Below are 19,636 nucleotides of genomic sequence, written 5' to 3' on the forward strand. Positions count from 1 at the left end.
GAGCTGCCCAGTCATTCGAAAGCCCCGGCTGCAGCGATGCAGGCGGGGCTTTTTTCATGTGCGCGACTTTTCCCTGCGACATGTTCTAATACCGCTCCATTCCACCAGGACACCTCACCCGATGCATCCCGCCCTGCAGTTGCTGCTCTGCTTCATCCTTTTCATGTTCCTCCACATTTCCATCATGGCCCTGTGCGCTCGCGCCTTGGGTATTACCGTGCGCAGCATCAGCTACGGCGTGGGACCCGCCTTGCTGACCTTGGGGAAGGTGCACGTCAGGCTGCTGCCCCTGGCCGGCAACGTGGTGCTGAAAGATACGCGCGAGGAAACGCTGTACGACGACGATCCCTGCCGCGATGCCTACAACTTCCAGCCGCTGTGGAAACAGGTGCTGCTGCCCCTGAGCGGCGTGGCGGTGCTGCTGGCCGTGGCGCTCTGGCTCATGGGGCCACAAGGCTGGGAGCGCTTTGTCGCGGCCTTCGGACAAATCGTCCATGGCGCGCTGGCGCCGTTGTCAACGGCGCAGGAATTGCTGGGTGAAGGGGAAACCTTTGCTCGCACGCACGGCTTTGCGCTGGTGTTCGCCCTGTTCTCGTTGAAACTGTGCGCCTTCAACCTGCTGCCGTTTGCCGGCTTGAACGGGGGACAGGTGCTGCTGGCCATCGCGCGCGGCGGCAAGCCCTTTGTGGCGTGGGAAGAGGCGGCGGCAAAATGGCTGTTGCTGCCGGGGCTGGCGATCTTGCTGGCGTGGCTGGCGGCATTTGCCTGGCATGGCTGGAAAAGCATGGGGATGTAGCGGGCTGGCGCTATTCTTTTTTGCCGACCTGTCGTATGCTCGCACCACTATCCCATCCAATAAACGCGACCGGCCAAGGAGAGCGCATTTTCTCATTCGACACCTGCGGTACGCAGCTGGCCCTGTGGGCAATCGGTGCCTACCAGCGCTATCTGTCGCCCCATAAAGGGTTTTCCTGCGCCTACCGCGTGCTCACGGGACGCGACAGCTGCTCCGTGTATGGCCACAGGGTCATCGCCCGCCATGGCTTGCGGCCGGGACTGTCCCTGCTGCGGCGCCGCTTGCACAGCTGCAGCGCACACCACCGCCTGCACCAGGCCCAGCACGCCAGGGGCCGCAGCGCGCGCCATCGGGCGCAGGCAGGGTATTGCGATCTGCCGGTCCCCGATTGCGGCGACTGTGCCTGCGACTGCGCCGATATCGCCAACCTGGCCGATTGCACCTGGTTAGGCCGCAGCAAGAACCCGAAGTGGTTCCGCAACGACTATGCAGCCAGTGCCGCATTGAAACGACAGCAAGAGGAACACCGCAAGAAGCTGCGGCAAGGGCGGGATGCGGGCAACTGAAATTCATACATTCACTTACAAATGAAATATTCATTCATGAAATGAATAATATCCATTATCACTGTGAATTGGCGGGAAGCGGGACTACGGCCTATACTCATGCCGTCTCCCCTACACTGCGTCCCATGCACACCCAGCTCAGCCCGCACACACTGCGGGCTTTTTGTTCCCGGCATTTGCCACTTTGCCATTCCACACAATGGTTTTTCAATAACAAGAACAAGGCACGGCTTTCACCGCCAGCCCAGCACCCGACAGGGAGCCCATCATGATCGTGCGCGAGCGTCCTTCGGCGCTGCGGCTGTTCCTGGTGGTGCGCGGCTCCGTCCTGCCGCGCATCCGCACCACGCTCATCGTCAATACCCTGATCGCCACCCTCGTCACGTGGTGCCACGGCACCTTGTTCGACCACAAGGTCATCCTTACCACCATCCCGTTTACCCTGATCGGCTTGCCGCTGGCCATCTTCCTGGGCTTTCGCAACACGGCCGCCTACGACCGCTACTGGGAAGCACGCAAGCTGTGGGGCGAACTGGTCTTGCGCAGCCGGAATTTCTCGCGCCAGTGCCAGACGATGATACGCGGCGACATCCCTGCCCACGCCAGGCTTGGCCTGGAGGACGTGCGCGTGCGCATGATTTACCGCACCATCGCCTTTTGCCACGCGCTGCGCCACCAGCTGCGCGACACGCGCGGACCAGCCGACTTGCAGCCGCTGCTGCGTCCGGCCGAATGGGAAGCGGCTTGCCAGGCCACGAACCCGTCCGACTACCTGATGCTGCAGATGGGCCACGACCTGGCCGACTGCGTCCGGCAAGGCCGCATCGACAGCATCCTTGCCACGCAAATCGATAACACGGTCTCGGCCATGGTGGGCGCGGGCGCTTCTTGCGAACGCATCCGCAGCACGCCGATTCCCTTCTCGTATTCGCTGCTGCTGCACCGCACGGCCTATCTGTACTGCTTCCTGCTGCCTTTCGGCCTCGTCGATTCGCTGGGTTTCATGACGCCATTCGTCGTCGCCATCGTCGCCTACACCTTCTTTGGCCTCGATGCGCTGGGCGACGAGATCGAGGAACCGTTCGGCGAAGACGCCAACGATCTGCCGCTGTCGGCCATGTGCCGCGCCATCGAAATCAGCTTGCGCGAATCCGTGCAGGATGAAAACGTGCCGCCGCCCATGCAAGCCGTCGATTTCCTGCTGAATTGATCCACATGCCAGCTTTCCCCTTGACCTTACCATCGGGGGAAGGCTTACAGTGGCAGCACTTAATCATTCAAGGAGTGCTTGCCATGTATCAGTTACAAGTTGAAAACATGAGCTGCGGCCATTGCGTCGGCTCGGTCACGAAAGCGGTGCAAGGCGTCGATCCGCAAGCCCAGGTGCAGATCGACCTGGCCAGCAAGCGCGTCACGGTGGAGTCACCGGCCGAACTGGGTGCCATCAGCGCGGCCATCGTGGAGGCGGGCTACCCCGTTACCAGCGCGCAATAAACAGCAAGGACACGACAGCCGGCCAATGCGCCGGCTGTTTTTGTTTATCCGTCCAGTTCAGGGTAATGGCGGAAGATGCCTTCTTCATTGAACGGGATCCTGCGCTTCGACTTCAGGTAACGGGCAATATTCGGCCGCGCCGCCACGGCGTCATGCAGGTCAGACAAGGCAGGATATTCGGGCGCCAGGCGCGCCATGGCTTGCGGAAACGCATAGTGCAAACCGGCCAACATCTGGAACAGCGACAGGTCGCCATACGTGAGTCTTGCACCCACCAGATACTGGCCGCGGCTGCGATTATTCAGCAGGACCTGGGTGAAATAATCGAGGAATTTGGGCAAGCGTGTTGCGCGGAAATCCGCACTGCGCAGCATGGCCGCCTGCTGTTGCTCTTCGTAATACTGATTCATCGACAGCGGATGGTGCGTGTCGTGCACTTCCGTCAGCCAGTCGGCCATCGTCAGTTGCAGCTGGTTCAGCCACAAACGGCCGCTTTCCGCGCGGGGCGCCAGGCCCAGGCGCCGGCCCAGGTACACCAGGATATTCGTGGTCTGGCCGATCAGCATGTCGCCGTCGCGCAGCACGGGCGGCGCGTAGGCGGCCTGAAGCGTGCTGTCGCCATCGAGGCAGGCCAGCATGGCTGGCATGCCCTGCCCCGCGCGTTCAGGCAGGCGGGCGATATCGCGGTAATCGGCGCCCGCCTCTTCCAGCGCCAGGCGGATGAATTCTCCGCGTCCCTGTATCGTGGGCCAGTAGTACAGTTCATAGACCATACACACCTCCGTTGATTTACATCAATGGCAACAGGCTTTCGCTTCCGTGTCACCGGCCAGTCCCAGGCTTTGCAGGATGGGGCAATCGGGCTTGTCGTCGCCGTGGCACGATTGCGCCAGGTGGGCCAGGGTATCGCGCATTTCCGTCAGTTCGGCGATGCGCTGATTCAAGTCCGCCACGTGGGCCAGGGCGATGCCTTTCACGTCCGCGCTGGCGCGCTGGTCGTTTTGCCACAGCGACAGCAGTTCGCGGATCTGTTCCAGCGAAAAACCCAGGCCCCGCGCGCGTTTGATGAAACGCAAGGCGTGCAAATCGTTCGGCGTGTAGATGCGGTAACCGGCGTCGCTGCGCGCGCTGGGTTTTAGTAAGGTAATGCTTTCGTAATAGCGTATCATTTTTGCCGATACGCCCGTCTCGCTTGCCGCCTGGCCGATATTCATCCTTATTGCTCCTTGGTATGCACGCTACCTGTATGACTGCGGGCTTTCCAGCGGCGCAGCAACAGGGCATTGCTGATCACGCTGACGGAACTGAAGGCCATCGCCGCGCCCGCCACCATGGGGTTGAGCAAGCCGAAGGCGGCCAGCGGAATGCCGATCAGGTTATAAATGAAGGCCCAGAACAGATTCTGCCGTATCTTGCTGTAGGTGCGGCGCGAGATATCGATGGCGTCCGCCACCAGGGCCGGATCGCCGCGCATCAGGGTGATGCCGGCCGCATGCATGGCCACATCGGTCCCCGTCGACATGGCGATCCCCACGTCGGCGGCCGCCAGCGCGGGCGCATCGTTGATGCCGTCGCCCACCATGGCCACTTTCGCGCCCTCGCCTTTCAGTGCGACAATTTTAGCGGTTTTATCGGCCGGCAGCATTTTCGCCGCCACCGTGTCGATGCCCAGCAGCTTGCCGACGGTGTCCGCGCTGCCTTGATTGTCCCCCGTCAACATCACCGTGCGGATGCCCAGGCTGTGCAGATGGGCAATGGCCGCCTGCGCGTTCGGCTTGACCTGGTCGCTGAAGGCGAACAGGCCCAGCAGTTCCGATCCCGCAGCCAGCCACGAAATCGTGTTGCCCGTGGCTTCCAGGGACAAGGCCTGCTCCGCCAGCGGCGTCATGTCTACATGCAACTCCTGCATCAGCCGCGTGCTGCCCAGTTTCAACTCCAGGCCATCGACCTGGGCCGCCAGGCCGCGCCCCGGCAAAGCCGACAGGCCAGTGGCTGGCAAGGGTTCGAGGTGGCGCGCGGCCGCCGCATCGAGCACGGCCGTAGCCAAGCTGTGCTCGCTGCCGCGCTGGATGCTGGCCGCCAGTTGCAGCAGCCGGGCATCGTCGATGCCATGCGCATGCAGGGCCGCCAGCGCAGGTTTACCCACCGTCAGGGTGCCCGTCTTGTCGAACACGACGGTATTGACGGCGTGCGCCACTTCCAGCGCTTCCGCATCCTTGATCAGGATGCCGTAACGGGCAGCGACGCCCGTGCCGGCCATGATGGCCGTCGGCGTGGCCAGGCCCAGCGCGCACGGGCAGGCGATCACCAGCACGGCCACGGCATTGATGATGGCGTTTTCCAGCTCGCCCGTGGCGAACCACCAGCCCAGCATGGTCAGCAGCGCCAGCACCAGCACCACGGGAACAAAGATGGCGCTGACCTTGTCCACCAGGTGCTGGATCGGCGCCTTGGCCGCCTGCGCATCTTCCACCAGACGGATGATGCGCGACAAAGTCGTCTCGCCACCCACGGCTTGCGTGCGCACCAGCAATAAACCATCCGCATTGATGGCGCCGCCCGTGACCTTGTCGCCCGGATGCTTATCGACCGGCAAACTTTCGCCCGTGATCAGCGATTCGTTGATCTGGCTGGCGCCTTCCACCACCACACCATCGACGGCCACCCGCTCGCCGGGACGGATGACCACCAGGTCCCCCACTTTGACTTGTTCCACGGGCAAGTCGATTTCCACGCCGTCGCGGCGCACGCGGGCCGATTCCGGACGCAGCACTTGCAGCGCGCGAATGGCAGAGGCCGTCTGGCGCTTGGCGCGGCTTTCCAGCCATTTGCCCAGCAGCACCAGGGTGATGACGACGGCCGACGCTTCGAAATACAGGTGCGGCAGCATCTCGCCCGCCGTCAGCCACTGGTAGACGGACAAGCCATATGCGGCGCTCGTGCCCAGCGCCACCAGCAAGTCCATGTTGCCGCTGCCGGCGCGGGCCGCCTTCCAGCCCGCCTTGTAGAAACGCGCGCCAAAGTAAAACTGCACGGGCGTGGCCAGGGCGAATTGCAGCCAGCCGGGCAGCATCAGATGGATGCCGGCCCATTCGAGCAGCATGGGCAGCATCAGGGGGAAAGCCAGCACGGCCGCGAACGCCACTTTCAAGCCGTCGCGGTTCGGCGCGGCAAGGGGCGCGCTGGCCCGGCTGGCGGCGGGCACGGTGGCTTCATAGCCGGCCTTGTCGATGGCGGCGATCAGGGTGGCCGCATCGGCCTCGCCCGTCACCTTGATGCGCGCGCTTTCCGTGGCCAGGTTGACGCTGGCGGCCAGCACGCCCGGCAGTTTCAGCAAGGCTTTTTCCACCCTGCCCACGCAAGAGGCGCACGTCATGCCGGCGACGTTCAGGTCGATTTCGCGCTGCGCCACGCTGTAGCCAGCCTTTTCCACGGCCGCCTGCAAGGTGGCCAGGGGAATCGGCGTGCTGGACGTGACCTTGGCCACTTCGGTGGCCAGGTTGACGCTGGCCTGGGTCACGCTGGGCACGGCGGCCAGGGCCTTTTCCACGCGGCCCACGCACGAGGCGCAGCTCATGCCTTCGATGGCCAGCGCCTGCGCATGGGCGGCGGAGGGAGGAGGAGAACTGGAATTGGCGGGAGCGAGTGCGGCCTGGTTCATGGCAGATCCTGTACGAAAGAGTAACGAATAGGGTCACAGGATCTGCTATCCCATGATGGGAAGGTCAAGCCCTATTTGCACGGTGTGCCGGGCTTGTTTGACAACGTTTAACGCACGATGCAATCGATGGCGGCCGGCTTGCCGCTGGCGGCGCCCGTGCTCGATAGCGGCGACGCCGAAAACGCCGGCGGTGGCGTGAACGGGATGCCGGGATTGACAGGCAGCATCACGGGCGGCTGCTTGAAGCTGGGCGTAAAACCAAATTGCCCGGCGGCAAAATTCTGCGTCCCGGCAGGATTGGTCACGTGAATCAAGCCATCGAGCACCTGGACATACAGGCCCGGCGCCCTCGCCCCCCCACCTGGTGTCGGCACCGTTGGCACCGCCTGCGCCGAGGCCGGCATATAGGTGGCAACAAACGTCGTGCCGCGGATGCCGATGGTGGCGGCCGGCGTCTTCATCTCGAAACGCTCCTTGTTGCGCTTGCCCAGCAAGCCTGTGACGGAACGCAAGCCGCCCTTGAGCAGGCTGAAGATGGCGTGGTCGCCGTCGGGCTGCTCGGCCGTGTAGCTGAATTGCTCGATGACGAAACTTGTATTCGGCTTCAGGGTGATTTCGCTATTGTCGATCAGCTTGATCAAGGCATAGGTTTCCTTTTCCGTCAGCAAGGTGTCCCCCTGCTCGACTTCGGACTTGATGGCCAGGATTTTCACCTTGCCATCCGCCTTCTTGGCCATCAGCGGACCACTCAACTGCATCACCGTGCCCGCCACCTGTCCAGCCCAGGCGTGCGCGCCCACGCACATCAGGGCCAGCCACAGCAAGGCCTTAATTGCAGTACATTTTTTTTGCGGCATCATCGTATTTGTATCCTGTGGGTTTATCTGTGGCATCGGCAACATCCTTGCTGTCTTTCTTCTTGTCATCATCCTTGGCTGGCGACGCAGAAGCGAGCGGGGCGTTGGCACGGTCGGCCTGCTTGATGATACGCAAGGCTTCATCGATGGCGGCGCTGGCGCTGGCATCGATGGCGGGCTTGTCGACGGTCGTGGCAGGCAGGAAGATGGCGTCCGCCATGTTCACCGTGCCATTCGGCGCCAGCAAGCTGACGTTGGCGCGCTGGCGGTTGATGCGCACGCCCGAGTCGCCCGTGATGCTGCCCGCTTTCGCCAGCACGCTCATGTTTGCCGCAGCCGGCAAGGCGATGCTTGCCGTGTCCGCAAAGCGCACATTGCCCCCCGCGCTGGCGCTGAAATTGCCGCCGCCGAGAACCTGGGCATTGCCCTCGATACGAATGTCGCCGCCAGCCGCCAGGCTGATGTCGCGCGCCGCTGCCAGCTGCGCGCCATTGCCCAGCAGCACATCCGTGCTGGCATTGAGCGCAATGTCCTTGCCCTCGATCTTGCCGTTGACGGTGACGGGGCTGTGCGCCGTCACGCTGACGTTGCCGCCATTCGCATTGATGTTGCCGGCCGTGACGCCGCCCGTGTTGTCGATGGCAATGTTACCTGCGCCTGTAACCAAGGTTCCCAGGACCAGGGTGCCCGGCGCCGAGGTATTGTTCAGCGCAATGCCGCCCCCTGCGCTATTGCTGGCGGCAAAACTGCCCACCTGGTTGCCCGCATGGCCCAGCACGATGCCATCGCGCGCCTGCGCAGCCAGGCTGCCGGCAAGCAAGGCACCATCCTGACCGATAGCGCCGTTCAGGGCGCTCAGTTTCACCTCGTTGGCCGCCAGGCTGGCGAAGCGCATATCGCCCGCCGCTTGCGTGATGGCCAGCTGGCCCGCCAGCCGGATGGCGCCGGCCGTCTGATTAAAACTGTTGGCGACGAGCAAGTTACCGTTGCCACTCAGCATGCCGCCGCCTTGCGCATAACGGTCGGCCGACAGGCTGCCGTTCAGTAGCAAGCTGCCGCCGTTGATTTCCAGGCCCGCCAGGCCGCCCAGCACAGAGAGGTCCAGCGCACTTTCACCGAGCGTCAGATTGCCGCCCGTCAACAACAAGCCCGACGCCGAATGCAGGTTTTTCAGGATGGTATTGCCGGCCGCCGCGCTGTAGGTGACGATGCCCTTGCTGTTGCTGAAGTCGACGGCCAGCACGTTCGCGCCTTCCGGCACCACGCCGCCGTCCCAGTTGGCGGCGTCGCTCCACAAGCCGCTGCCGCTGCCGACCCAGGTTGACAATTGTTTTTGCGCAATCGTTGCCTGCGCCGTGCCACCCGTCGTTTCCAGTGTGTAATTGCCCGCATCGGCGCCCGCCAGGCGGAAGCCGCTGACCGTCACCAGCTTGCCAACGCCCGCGTTCTTGTCGGCAAAGCTGCCGCTGCCGCCCACCACGCTGACCACATCCTGGCCCAGCACGCCGTTCGCCGACGCGCTGACGGCCGCATTCGTGGTGCCGTCATACACCTTGCCGGCCGCGCTCAGGCTGGTCAGGGTCAGGCTGGCGGGCGTAATGCTGGCCAGCAGGCCTGTCGGCAAGACGATAAAGTAATTGCCCGCATCGGCGCCCGTCAGCGCCGCCCCACTGAGCTCTACCGCCTTGGCCGCGCCCACGTTCTTGTCCGCAAAGTTGGCCGCTGCCGAGGCCACCAAGCTGTCGCCGGCGAGACGGTCATCGCCCAGGACCAGGCTGGCGCCCGTCGTGCCATCGTAGACCTTGTTACCTGCCACGCCGGACAGGTTCAGCGCGCGCGCGCCGATGTCGGCCGTGGTGCTGCCTGCATTCGCGCTCAGCACATAGTTGCCCGCATCCGCACCATCGAGCCCCACATTCGTCACGGCGACGGTTTTTCCCGCACCCGCGTTCTTGTTGCCAAAGGCGGCGCTGCCCGCCACCGTCAGGCTGTCTCCGCTGATCCGGTCGTCGCCGAAGCCGACTTGCGCGGCCGTCGTGCCGTCATACGTCTTGTTGATGCCGTTAAAGTTCACGTGCAAGGTGCGCGCGCCGATATCGGCCGTGGTGCTGCCTGCATTCGCGCTCAGCACATAGTTGCCCGCATCCACGCCATCGAGGCCCACATTCGTGACAGTGACGGTTTTTCCCGCACCCGCGTTCTTGTTGCCAAACGAGCCATTACCGCTCACGCTCAAGGCGTCGCCCTGGATGCGGTCGTCGGCAAAGCCGACTTGCGCGGCCGTCGTGCCGTCATACGTCTTGTTGATGCCGTTAAAGCTCACGTTCAGGACGCGCGCCGTGATATCGGCCGTCGTGCTGCCCGTGTAATCGTTGAGCACATAGTTGCCCGCATCGGCGCCCGTCAGGTGACCCGTCGCCACCTGGTAGTCGACGCTCTTGCCGCTGCCCACGTTCTTGTCGCGGAAGCTGCCCAGCAAACCGGCCATGCCGACCTGGTCGCCCGCCACCATGCCTTCAAAATAGCCATCCAGGGCCGCTTGCAGCGTGCCGTCGTAGACGCGGCTGTGCGCGCCCGTGACGCCATAGTTGAGCACGCGCGCCGTGATGGCCACCGTGCCGTCCGCCGTCGTCGCGGCCAGGCTGTAGTTGCCCAGCTCATTGCCGTCCAGGGTCAGGCCGCTGGCGTGCACGGCCTTGCTGCCGCCCGCATTCTTGTCGAGGAAGGCGGCGCTGCCGCTGATGCGGATATTGTCGCCCGTTACCACATTGCCCAGCACGAAGGTGGCGCCGTCATAGCCCAGGTTGCCGTCGTATACCTTGCCATTGCCGCCGATGCCGACCGTCAGGATGCGCGGCGTGATGGCATAGGTGGTCGTGCCGCCCAGGGTGATGTCGTACTTGGTCGACCACAGCCCCGTCAGGCCGTAGGTACCCACATTGCGTGCGTTGCTCCCGTAGCCGAGGCTGCCATTCACGCCTGCGTCGCCGTCGAGCAGTCCCACGTAGCCTATCGTGCCCAGGAAGGCGGCCAGCTGGCCATCGTAGACCTTGCCGCTGGCATTGTCCGTGACATTCACCTGCAGCGGTTTCAGGAGCGCCTTCAGCATCGGCGTCGTATAGCCATCGTAGATGCGCCAGACGCTGCTGAAATTGAAATCGTTGAAGCTGCCCTGCTGCTGCATCTGCGCCGTGGTGCGGCCGCTGGCGCCGCCCTGGTCCATCAGGATGCCGGCCGTCTCATAGTTCCAGAAACCAAACGCAATGCCCGCGCCCACATCGGCGCGGCCCACCAGTCCGCCCACCGTGCCGCCAGCAAAGCCGCTGCCGGCCACGGCGCCGCTGCTGTAGACGTGGCTGGCGCTGCTGCCCGCCACGCTCCAGCCGATCAGCCCGCCCAGGTTTGCGCGGGGCACCGCCAGGTCGCCATCGGCCGACACGCCGACGGCGCCGGTGGCGTAGGCGTCGCTGATGCTGCCGCCATTGCGTCCCGCCAGGCCACCGATATTGGCCGCGCCGCGGGCGGTGCCCGTGGCGTAGGACTGGGAAATGGCGCCGTCATTGTTCCCCACCAGGCCGCCGACCTTGTCGCGCGCTCCCGTCACGTCGCCCGTGGCGTAGGCAGCATCGATACTGGCGCCGGCCAGGTTTGCTCCCACCAGCCCGCCAATGCTGCCCCCATTGGCCGCATTGATGCCCGCGACGCTGCCGCTGGCGCTGGCATTGCGCAGCGTGCCGCCGTTGCTGCCGACCAGGCCGCCGACGGCGCTGGCGCCGCTGACCGCGGCGCTGCTGCGCACGCTGTCCAGCGTCCCGCCGATATTCAGGCCGACCAGCGCGCCGACATTGTTCACCCCCGCCACGCTGCCATTTTGCAGGGCGAGGTTGCGTACCGTCCCCCCCTGCACCTTGCCGAACAGGCCTACGCCTGAGCTGACGGTCGGGTTCAGGGCATTGATGTACAGACCGTTGATGACAAAACCGCCGCCGTCGAACATGCCCGCATACCCTGCTCCATCGCCGCCGGCGATGGGCGCAAAACCGGCGCCCTGGTTCCAGCTGGTCGTGCCGCTGGCGTCGATATTGCCCATCAGCCGATAGTTGTTGCCCAGCCCCAGGCTGCCGATGCCTTGCAAGCCGTAGATATCGACGATCTGGTAAGGCGCGGCCGTGCTGCCGTCGCCGCCGCTCACGCGCAGGAAGCTGGCGCCCGGCGCGATGGCAAAGCGGCTGGCGGAGAAAGCGGCCAGGCCAGGCGCATTTTGCATCCACGCGCCGCCGTCGAGGGCAAACAGGCCGCCGACCGTGACGGCGCCCGTGGACGTGATGGGGGAAGCTGAATTGAGGCGCAGGTCGCCCGCCAGATTGATCGCATTCGAGATGCGCATGCCGCCCGTGTTGCTGCCGTCGCCGATGGTCAGCGAGGATGCCGAGATGCCGGCCAGTTCGGCCGCGTCCAGGCCCAGGGCGCCGCCGGACTTGCTGCCCAGGTCGATGAGGCGCGAGCTGCTCAGGGGCTTGATCACCACACTGGCGCGCCCGCCGCTGCCGCCGAAATCCAGCGTGCCGCCGAGGCTGATGCTGTCGGCCTGCAAGGTCACCGTCTGGCCGCCGGTGCCGCTGCCCGTCAGCCGCGCGCCGCCGCCCGTCAGGTTGATTTCGCCGCCCGAGAAATTGGCGCGCAGGGACAGGTTGCCGCTGCCGACGCTGACCACGCCGCTGCCCGCCACGCTGGCGCCGGACAGCGACACATTGCCGCCGTTCGTCGTGATCGGCGCGTTCAGGTGGATATTCGCGGCGGGACCATACGCGCCGCCGCTGCTGGCGTCGTTGGCCGACAAGGTCACATTGCCGCCGTTGGTGCTGATGGCCGCATACACATTGATCGTCTCGCCCGCCGTGGCGCTCAGGCCGATGCCGGGATTGAGCATATTGACGGCGCTGCTGAAATTGATGCGGTGCTGGGCCTGCAAGGTCACGTTGCTGTTGGCGTTGGAAATCACGTCGGCGCCGATGCTGGTGCTGCTGGAGGGCTGACCTTCGGCAAACTCGTCCACGTCACCGAGGCTGCCGCCGCCGCCTTGCACCACATCGATATCGTAGGGGTCGAGCAGCCAGGTGCCGCGCTTGCCGCGGCGTGCGCTCGTATCGACACGGATGCCGCCCACGGCCAGGGAATGGCCCGAGGTTTCCACGAAACCGCCGTCGCCGCCTTGCGCGCCGCCGCGCGCGGAAATGCTGCCGTGCACCTGCGCCGATTCATTGCCCCAGGCGATGACCTTGCCGCCGTTGCCGCTGTCGATGGCATCGGCCTTGACGCTGGCGTCCTTGCCGACGAGCACTTGCCGCGCATTCTGCACGGCCGCGTTCTTGCCCTGGTAATCGCCGCCCAGCAAGACCGTGCCGCCGCCCGTGGCGCCGCTGGCGTCAATCGCCGCATTGCCCAGCAAGCCCACCTGGTCGCCCAACACCTGGATGTCGCCGCCCTTGCCCGACGCGCCCGTGGCGCTGGTGACGCTGCCCCCTTCGAGCAGCGCCTTGCCGCTGGCCTTGAGGACGATCCTGCCGTTGTCGCCGACGACGGCGCTGTTCGCGTTGAGCACGCCGCGCTGGCTGACCAGTGCGCCGGCCATGCCGATGCTGCCGCCCTGGGCGATGATCTGGCCCAGGTTCAGGGCCTGGTCGGCGGGCGCCGACACCAGCACGCGCAATTGCGGATTGCCGGGGTCGGCCAGCTGCACGCTGCGCCCGGCCGCCAGGATCACTTCGCCGTTCGGCGCCGTGATGAGGCCCGTGTTTTCCACGTTCGGCGCGATCAGCAGCACTTCTCCGCCCTTGCCCGCGTTGATGGTGCCCGCATTGCCGACGGCACCGGCCACGCCGCCCGCCGTGAACTGGCGCTTGCCGGCCAGGAAATCCTCGTTCGTCATGCCCAGGCTGGACGCCACCAGTCCATTCACGTCCACTTTCGCGCCCAGGCCGAAGACGATGCCGTTCGGATTGATCAGGAACACCTTGCCGTTCGATTCGAGCGCGCCCAGGATCTTGCTGGGGTCTTGTCCCGTGATGCGGTTGAGTACGGCGCTATTGCCGTTTTGCTGGATGAAGCGCGTGATTTCGCCCGCATGGATGGAAAAGCTCTGCCAGTTGATGATGGTGTTGGGCGTGTTCGTGATCGAGAACACATTGCCCTGCTGGTTGAACGTCGCCTGTCCATGGACCACCTGCGGCAAGGCGGGGTTGGCCTGCGCCGCGCCGAAGCAGCCGGCCAGCAGCAGCACCAGCGCCGTGCGGCGCAGGGGTAGCGCACGAGGTGAAGAAAATAATGGCGTCAGGATGAAAACGGAGGCGTGCTGGGCATGGTTTTGCATGGTGTTCATCCTGATACTAGTAGGCCAAGGCGAGGCGGAAATGCAGGCGGTTGGCATCGCGCTGTCCCGTGTCGCCGCCATTGACGACATGGGCATAATCGAGTTGCAGATTGGCATAGCGGCTCAGCAGCAAACGCAAGCCGAGTCCGCCGCTGGCTATGCCTTGCGAAGCGCTTTCGCCGGGCAGCGCATGGTTGCGGCGCAGCCAGGCCGTGTCATAGAAGGCCAGCGCGCGGCATTGGTAACCGAGGGCCTGGCCGCACCAGTTCGGCGTGTACAGCTCCAGGTTCAGGCTGGCGCCCGAGTCATTCGACACCTCGCGCTCGGCAAAGCCGCGCACGGACGCGGCGCCGCCGGCGCCGAACTGCTCGCCCGGCACCAGCGCGTCCGGCGTGACTTGCGCATTGACGAGCGCGCGCCATTGCCAGTCGCCGGCCAGCACGCGTCCCGAGCTGGCGCTCAGGCGCACCGTGTTGTAGGCGGCCTTGGCATGCGCGCGCACGCGGTCGAAATCGGCTTGCGCGCCATGCTTGCCGCCAGGAATGTTATGCGCGAACGTGACGGCCACGCTGGTCTCGCCCGCGGGCAAGGTCCAGTTGCCGATGTAGCTGACGCTGAGCGGGTGCACGGTGACGTCGGCGCCCAGCTCCATGCCGAACAGCTGCACGCTGTTGCGGTACGCCTTGTAATCGATGCCGTACACGAGCTTGGGTTCGAAATCGCCGCTGCGGGCAAAGTTCTGGTTGTAGCGGATGCCGGCCATGCTGCCCTGGCCGCTGACGGCCAGGTCGAAGATGCCGGCCGAAACGCTGCCCGAATCGACGTTCGAATAGCTGGCGAAAAAGTCCATCGAGTCGCCCAGCGCATACAGCGGCAAGTGGTAGCCGGCGCCATACACGCCCACCTTGTCCGGCTTTTCCAGGCTGCTCGTGTATTGCAGGCTGGCCACATGGTCGCGGCCGAACAGGTTGGCATGCTGCAGCACCACGCCCACGTGCGTCTTGCCCGTTTGCGCATTGCCCGTATTGTCCACGTTGAGCATGGCTTTCCAGGGCTGCTCATCGGCCACCGTGACGATGGCGTCGATGGCGCCCGCCGGCTCGTCGGCCTGCAGGCGCACTTCGATCTTGCGCGCCGGATTTTCGTTGGCCAGCTTCAGGCTTTGCGACAAGGCCGGCAAGTTCGGCGTCTCGCCTTCGCGCAGCGACGGCAAGGCGCGCCGCACGTTGGCCTCGTCGACATGAGTATTGCCGCTGATGGCGAGCTTGCCCAGCGGTGTTTGCAGCACGCTCAGGCGCACCACGCCCCGTTCCAGTTCCTGTTCCGGCAGTTGCACCTGCACGGCGCTGTAACCGCGCTCGCGGTAAGCCGCCTCCAGCGCCTCGACGGCGCGCGCGATGTCGGAAAAATCGCGCTGCACTCCCGTAAAGGGCGCCAGCAAGGCTTGCACCTGCGCCGACGTGAGCAGGGTATTGCCCTGGACATCGAAGCGGCGGATTTCGAAGCGCGGCACGCCGTCTTCCTGCAGGGCAGGAGCAGCTTCATCCATGGAAACGGCAGCGCCGGCAGCGCCGACGGCGAACAGCAGCGCGGAACCCGCAAGCAGGTGCACCAAACGATATGTCATGTGAAGGATTTCTTGTGTAACCGGACAAGCGCGCGACCCGCAGGCGCCAGCGTGTCCGGCAATGGATTGAAGACAAATTTTAGACGGCTTTTTGTTTCCAGTCAGAAATTTCTAACATTTCTCCCTGATTTTTATCGCAACGCAACAAACAGTGCGCGCACAGTGATAAAAATGCCGCAATAACGGGCATTTTCCGGCGCGCTGGCAGCCTTATTTACTGTGCAATTCTGTCACGCCATCCCAGTCGGCTGGCGGCGGCAAGCTGCGATAGCGCTCCAGGCGCGCCACGTACAGCCGGTACAGGCCATCATCGGGAAAGTCCGCCTGCAAGCGGGCCAGCTGCGCGCCGGCCGCCGCCCAGTCGCGCACGCGCAACAAGGCCAGCACCGCGTGCCAGCGTTCCAGCTGCGCCAGTTCCGCGGCCGTAGCATCAGCCAGCAAGCCGCGCGGCTCGAAGATGGCCACGGCTTCCTGCTTGCCCTGCACTCTGACCCGATCCAGCTCGCGGTACAGGAATTCGACGGCGGCCGCGCGCGTGGCCTCGCCCACCACGATGCCCACGCCATACAGCTTGCTGGCGCCTTCCAGGCGCGCGGCCAGGTTGACGCTGTCGCCCATGACGGTATAGGCGCGACGGATACGCGAACCCATGTCGCCCACATGCATGGGTCCCGTATTGAGGCCGATGCCGATGCGCAGCGCCGGCCAGCCGCGCGCGCAAAACTGCTGGTTCAGCCGCGCCGCGCTGCCCTGCATCAGCAGGGCGCTGGCCACGGCCCGGCTGGCGTGATCGGCAAAGGCGACGGGCGCACCCCAGAACGCCATCACGGCGTCGCCGATGTATTTGTCGAGGGTGCCGCCATGGCTGTCGCGGATATCTTCCGACATGGCCGTCAGGTATTCGTTGATGTATTCGCGCAGCGCGGCCGGCGCCAGCTGCTCGGAAATGGCCGTGAAACCGCGCACGTCGGCAAACAGCACCGTCAGTTCGCGGCTCTCCCCCTCCATGGTGTAGCGCCGCGGATCGTCGGCCATCTCGGCCACCAGCTCGGGCGCCACATATTCGCCGAAACGGGCCACCAGCGCGCGTCCCTTGCGCACCTCGAAAAAATAGCCCCACGCCAGGTTGGCGATGAACAGCGCGACGATCAGCAACAGCAGCACGGCGCCGCCCAGCACCAGGTCGTGCACGGCGTACAGGTACAGATTGATGGCGATGACGGCCGCCAGCGCGCCCACGGTCGCCAGCATCACGCCGGCCGGCGGTAGCATGGCCAGGGCGCCCGCCAGCAGCAAGCCAAACAGCACGATCTGCACCAGTTCGAGCGCCAGCGCATAGTCGGGCCGCGCCTTGAAGCGCCCGTCGAGCATGGACTTGATCAGATTGGCGTGCACTTCCACCCCCGGATACTCGGCATTCACGGGCGTGGCGCGGATATCGTTCAAGCCGGGTGCCGTGGTCCCCACCAACACGAGGGCGCCCTTGAGCAGCGCGGGCGGCACCGCGCCGGCCAGCACGTCGGACGCCGACACATAGCGGAAGGCGCCGCCATCGGGGCCGCCCGCGCCGCGGTACTGCACCGTGGTGGTCAAAGCTTCGCCCACGGGGATCGCCAGCGCGCCGCGCGGCGTGAACAGCATGATGTGTTCGAGTCCGCCGCTGGCCAGTTCGCGCGCCGACAGGGTATCGGCCGTGCCCGTGAAACGGGGAGCGATGGCGCGCGCCTGCAGGTAGACGGCCACCGTGGCCAGCGACAGCGAAGGATAATAGCCGTCGCCGATGCGCTGCAACAGGGTCGAGGAGCGCACCACGCCATCGGCATCGGTCAGCGCCGTGAAGATGCCGGCGCCCTGCGCGGCCGCCTGCAGGGGCGCGATATTGGCTTCGTAGCCGCGCGCCACATAGGCCGTGACGCTGCGCCCGTTCAAATCGGCGACGGTAAAAGCCGGCTTGGGCAGCACGCCCTTTCGTTGCTGCTCCGACACGCTGTAGCCCAGCACCACGGGCTGGCCGCGCATGGCCTCGGCAAACAGGCCATCGTAATCCATCGCCGGGCGCAGTTTTTCCAGCTGCGCCGGCAAGCCGGCCACGCCCGCCAGTTCGCCCCGCGCCAGGCCCTGCAGCACGGCGTAGCCGGAACTGGTGTCCGCTTCCGGAAACGAGATATCGAAGCCCAGCGCGGCAACGCCGTAATGCGTGGTGAGCTGGCGCACGAGGCGCGCCTGGATATCGCGGCTCCACGGGAAGCGGCCCACCCGGGCCAGACTTTGCTCGTCGATGTCGACGATGACGATGCGGCGGTCCAGCTGCGGCGTCTCGGCACGCATGCGCCAGTCGCCCAGCATGGCGTCGAGCCGCGCGACAGTGTCGTTGCCGGCCAGGCACAGGACGGCCGCCGCCAAGGTCAGCAGTATGCCCAGCAGCGACCGCGCCCCATGCGTGCGCAAGGCCAGCGAAAGCTTCAAGGGGTATAGCCCGGAATGGCCGCCTCGTCAACGGCATCGATCTGGCTCGGATGCATGTGCTTTTCAGCGAAGGTCAGATAGACCTTGCTGCGGATGAAAACGTCGAACAGCTCCGGGTCGATATGCCCGTTCAGGCTGAAATTGCCGAGGATGCGCAGGGATTCGGACAGCGACTTGCCCTTTTTGTACGGCCGGTCGCGCGCCGTCAGCGCCTCGAAAATATCGGCAATCGCCATCAGCCGCGCCGGCACCGACATCTGCTCTTTCGTCAGCCCGCGCGGATAGCCCTTGCCATCCATGCGCTCATGGTGGCCGCCCGCGTATTCCGGCACCTTCTGCAGGTGCTTGGGCCACGGCAGCGCTTCGAGCATGCGGATCGACACGCTGATATGGTTGTTGACGATGGCCCGCTCGGCCGCCGTCAGGGTGCCGGCGCGGATGGTCAGGTTTTCCGTCTCGTCGGCGTCGAGGAAATCGCGCAGTTCGCCGTCGGCCGCGCGCCAGCGGCGCCTGGCGATCTGCCGCACGCGCTCCTGGTCGGCCTGCGCCATGCTCTCGCCGCCGACGTTGACCGTGCGAATGAAGTCGCGCTCTTCGCGCAACGCCGCCTGCTCCTGCGCCAGCGCGCGGGCGATGACGTCCTTTTGCTGCGGCTGCGCCGCCTGCTGGCGCAGGGCTGCGATCTCGGCGTCGCGCAGCAGCACTTCGTAGCGCGTGTCGATCAGGGCGATGCGATCAAAAATGGTTTCCAGCTTGGTAGCCTTGTCGACCACGTGCACGGGCGTGGTGATCTTGCCGCAGTCGTGCAGCAAGCCGGCCAGCCACAGCTGCTTGCGCTCGTTGTCGCTGAGCCGGAAATCGGCCAGCGGCCCCGTTTGCGTGGCGTGCGCGGCGTCGGCAAGCAGCATCGTCAGCTCGGGCACGAACTGGCAGTGGCGGCCCGTGTACGGCGATTTTTCATCGATGCCGATATTGATCAGGGTAACGAGCGATTCGAGCAGCTCTTCCAGCTGCGAAATGAGTAGCTGATTCGTCAGCGCCACGCCCGCCTGGGCAGCCAGCGCCTCGATGAAGCGCTGGTCGGTGGAGGAAAAGGCGCGCACCTGGCCCGTCTCGCCATCCTTGGCATTGACCAGTTGCAGCACGCCGATCAGGTCGCCCTCGTGGTCGCTCATGGGCACCGTCAGGATCGATTGCGTGTGGTAGCCGTGGTGGCGGTCGAACTCGCGCATGCCGGAAAAATTGAAGCCCTCGTCGCGATACACGTCGGCGATGTTCACGCTGCGGCGCAGGTTCGCCGCATACGCGGCCACCGACGCCAGGTTCGGCTGGCCGACATCGTCAAACAGGGGCACGCCAGGCAAACCCATGTCGGCGCCCTGCGCGATGCCCAGGCTGTCGTTGACGCTGATGTCGAACGCCAGCTGGCGGCCCTCGGCCATGGGCCGGTACAGGGTGGCGCCATCGGCGCCGCTCATGCTTTTTGCCAGCAGCACGATGCGCTGCAACAGCGCGCCGATATCGTGCCCTTCGCCGCCCAGGCCATGGCCAAGCGCGACACTGAGTTCGGTCAATTGCTCCAGTCTGTGGGCGATTTTCTCAGGGTGCAACTGAGGCATGTTGGTGGCAATCAGGTAATGGGCAAGCAAAAAAGGGGAAGTCGGCAAGCGCCAGTGTAACGGCCACCCTGCGCACTGTACATTACTTAGTTGCAACAAAATGAAATAACTTGCCGTATTGCAACACGCATAAATGTTGCCGCTAATCTCATTAATTAGAATAGAATCAACAATAATTAC

At 64.9% G+C, this 19,636-nt stretch carries 12 protein-coding genes; 4 read left to right on the top strand and 8 right to left on the bottom strand.

The annotated features are described in order from the left end of the window. Positions 1–121 precede the first annotated feature (121 nt). From O3298_RS02315 to O3298_RS02330, 4 genes are all read left to right on the top strand, one after another. Entirely contained in the window at positions 122–796 is a 675-nt protein-coding gene (locus O3298_RS02315; RefSeq protein ID WP_305058430.1) for a site-2 protease family protein, read from the top strand. 35 nt (positions 797–831) lie between these two features. Further along, the gene (gene yidD, locus O3298_RS02320; RefSeq protein WP_289916643.1) at positions 832–1,362 is read left to right on the top strand and encodes a membrane protein insertion efficiency factor YidD; all 531 of its coding nucleotides are present in this window, start codon (positions 832–834) and stop codon (positions 1,360–1,362) included. Positions 1,363–1,630: 268 nt separating this feature from the next. After that, positions 1,631–2,572: a bestrophin family protein gene (locus O3298_RS02325; protein ID WP_289916645.1), complete on the top strand. Its 942-nt coding sequence runs from the start codon at positions 1,631–1,633 to the stop codon at positions 2,570–2,572. An 83-nt stretch (positions 2,573–2,655) separates the two neighbouring features. Continuing rightward, positions 2,656–2,856, top strand: coding sequence for a heavy-metal-associated domain-containing protein (locus O3298_RS02330; protein WP_077407505.1), 201 nt, complete (start codon positions 2,656–2,658; stop codon positions 2,854–2,856). A 44-nt stretch (positions 2,857–2,900) separates the two neighbouring features. Here the strand turns inward: O3298_RS02330 and O3298_RS02335 are convergent, their stop codons facing one another. The 8 genes from O3298_RS02335 to O3298_RS02370 form a co-directional block, all read right to left on the bottom strand. Then, on the bottom strand, positions 2,901–3,629 hold the full coding sequence (locus tag O3298_RS02335) for a glutathione S-transferase (RefSeq protein WP_289916646.1): 729 nt from the start codon (positions 3,627–3,629) through the stop codon (positions 2,901–2,903). 21 nt (positions 3,630–3,650) lie between these two features. Then, positions 3,651–4,070, bottom strand: a complete 420-nt coding sequence (cueR, locus tag O3298_RS02340; RefSeq protein ID WP_289916648.1) for a Cu(I)-responsive transcriptional regulator — start codon at positions 4,068–4,070, stop codon at positions 3,651–3,653. Between the two features lie 2 nt (positions 4,071–4,072). Beyond that, positions 4,073–6,517 (bottom strand): heavy metal translocating P-type ATPase, encoded by a 2,445-nt coding sequence (locus O3298_RS02345; protein ID WP_305058431.1) that lies wholly within the window; start codon positions 6,515–6,517, stop codon positions 4,073–4,075. A gap of 107 nt (positions 6,518–6,624) precedes the next feature. Then, the gene (locus O3298_RS02350; RefSeq protein WP_305058432.1) at positions 6,625–7,377 is read right to left on the bottom strand and encodes a FecR family protein; all 753 of its coding nucleotides are present in this window, start codon (positions 7,375–7,377) and stop codon (positions 6,625–6,627) included. After that, a complete protein-coding gene (locus O3298_RS02355) occupies positions 7,346–13,744 on the bottom strand; it encodes a YDG domain-containing protein (RefSeq protein WP_305058433.1) in 6,399 nt (2,132 codons plus the stop codon). The genes O3298_RS02350 and O3298_RS02355 overlap by 32 nt, the downstream gene beginning before the upstream one ends. Positions 13,745–13,760: 16 nt before the next feature. Continuing rightward, complete coding sequence (locus O3298_RS02360; protein WP_289911023.1) at positions 13,761–15,371, bottom strand: ShlB/FhaC/HecB family hemolysin secretion/activation protein; 1,611 nt, start codon at positions 15,369–15,371, stop codon at positions 13,761–13,763. Between the two features lie 210 nt (positions 15,372–15,581). Next, positions 15,582–17,837, bottom strand: a complete 2,256-nt coding sequence (locus tag O3298_RS02365) for a CHASE2 domain-containing protein (RefSeq protein WP_305058434.1) — start codon at positions 17,835–17,837, stop codon at positions 15,582–15,584. Beyond that, positions 17,834–19,456 (bottom strand): HD family phosphohydrolase, encoded by a 1,623-nt coding sequence (locus tag O3298_RS02370; protein ID WP_305058435.1) that lies wholly within the window; start codon positions 19,454–19,456, stop codon positions 17,834–17,836. The genes O3298_RS02365 and O3298_RS02370 overlap by 4 nt, the downstream gene beginning before the upstream one ends. Between the last annotated feature and the right edge of the window lie 180 nt (positions 19,457–19,636).

It is taken from the genome of Janthinobacterium sp. SUN137 (assembly GCF_030587265.1).
Classification (GTDB): domain Bacteria; phylum Pseudomonadota; class Gammaproteobacteria; order Burkholderiales; family Burkholderiaceae_D; genus Janthinobacterium; species Janthinobacterium kumbetense.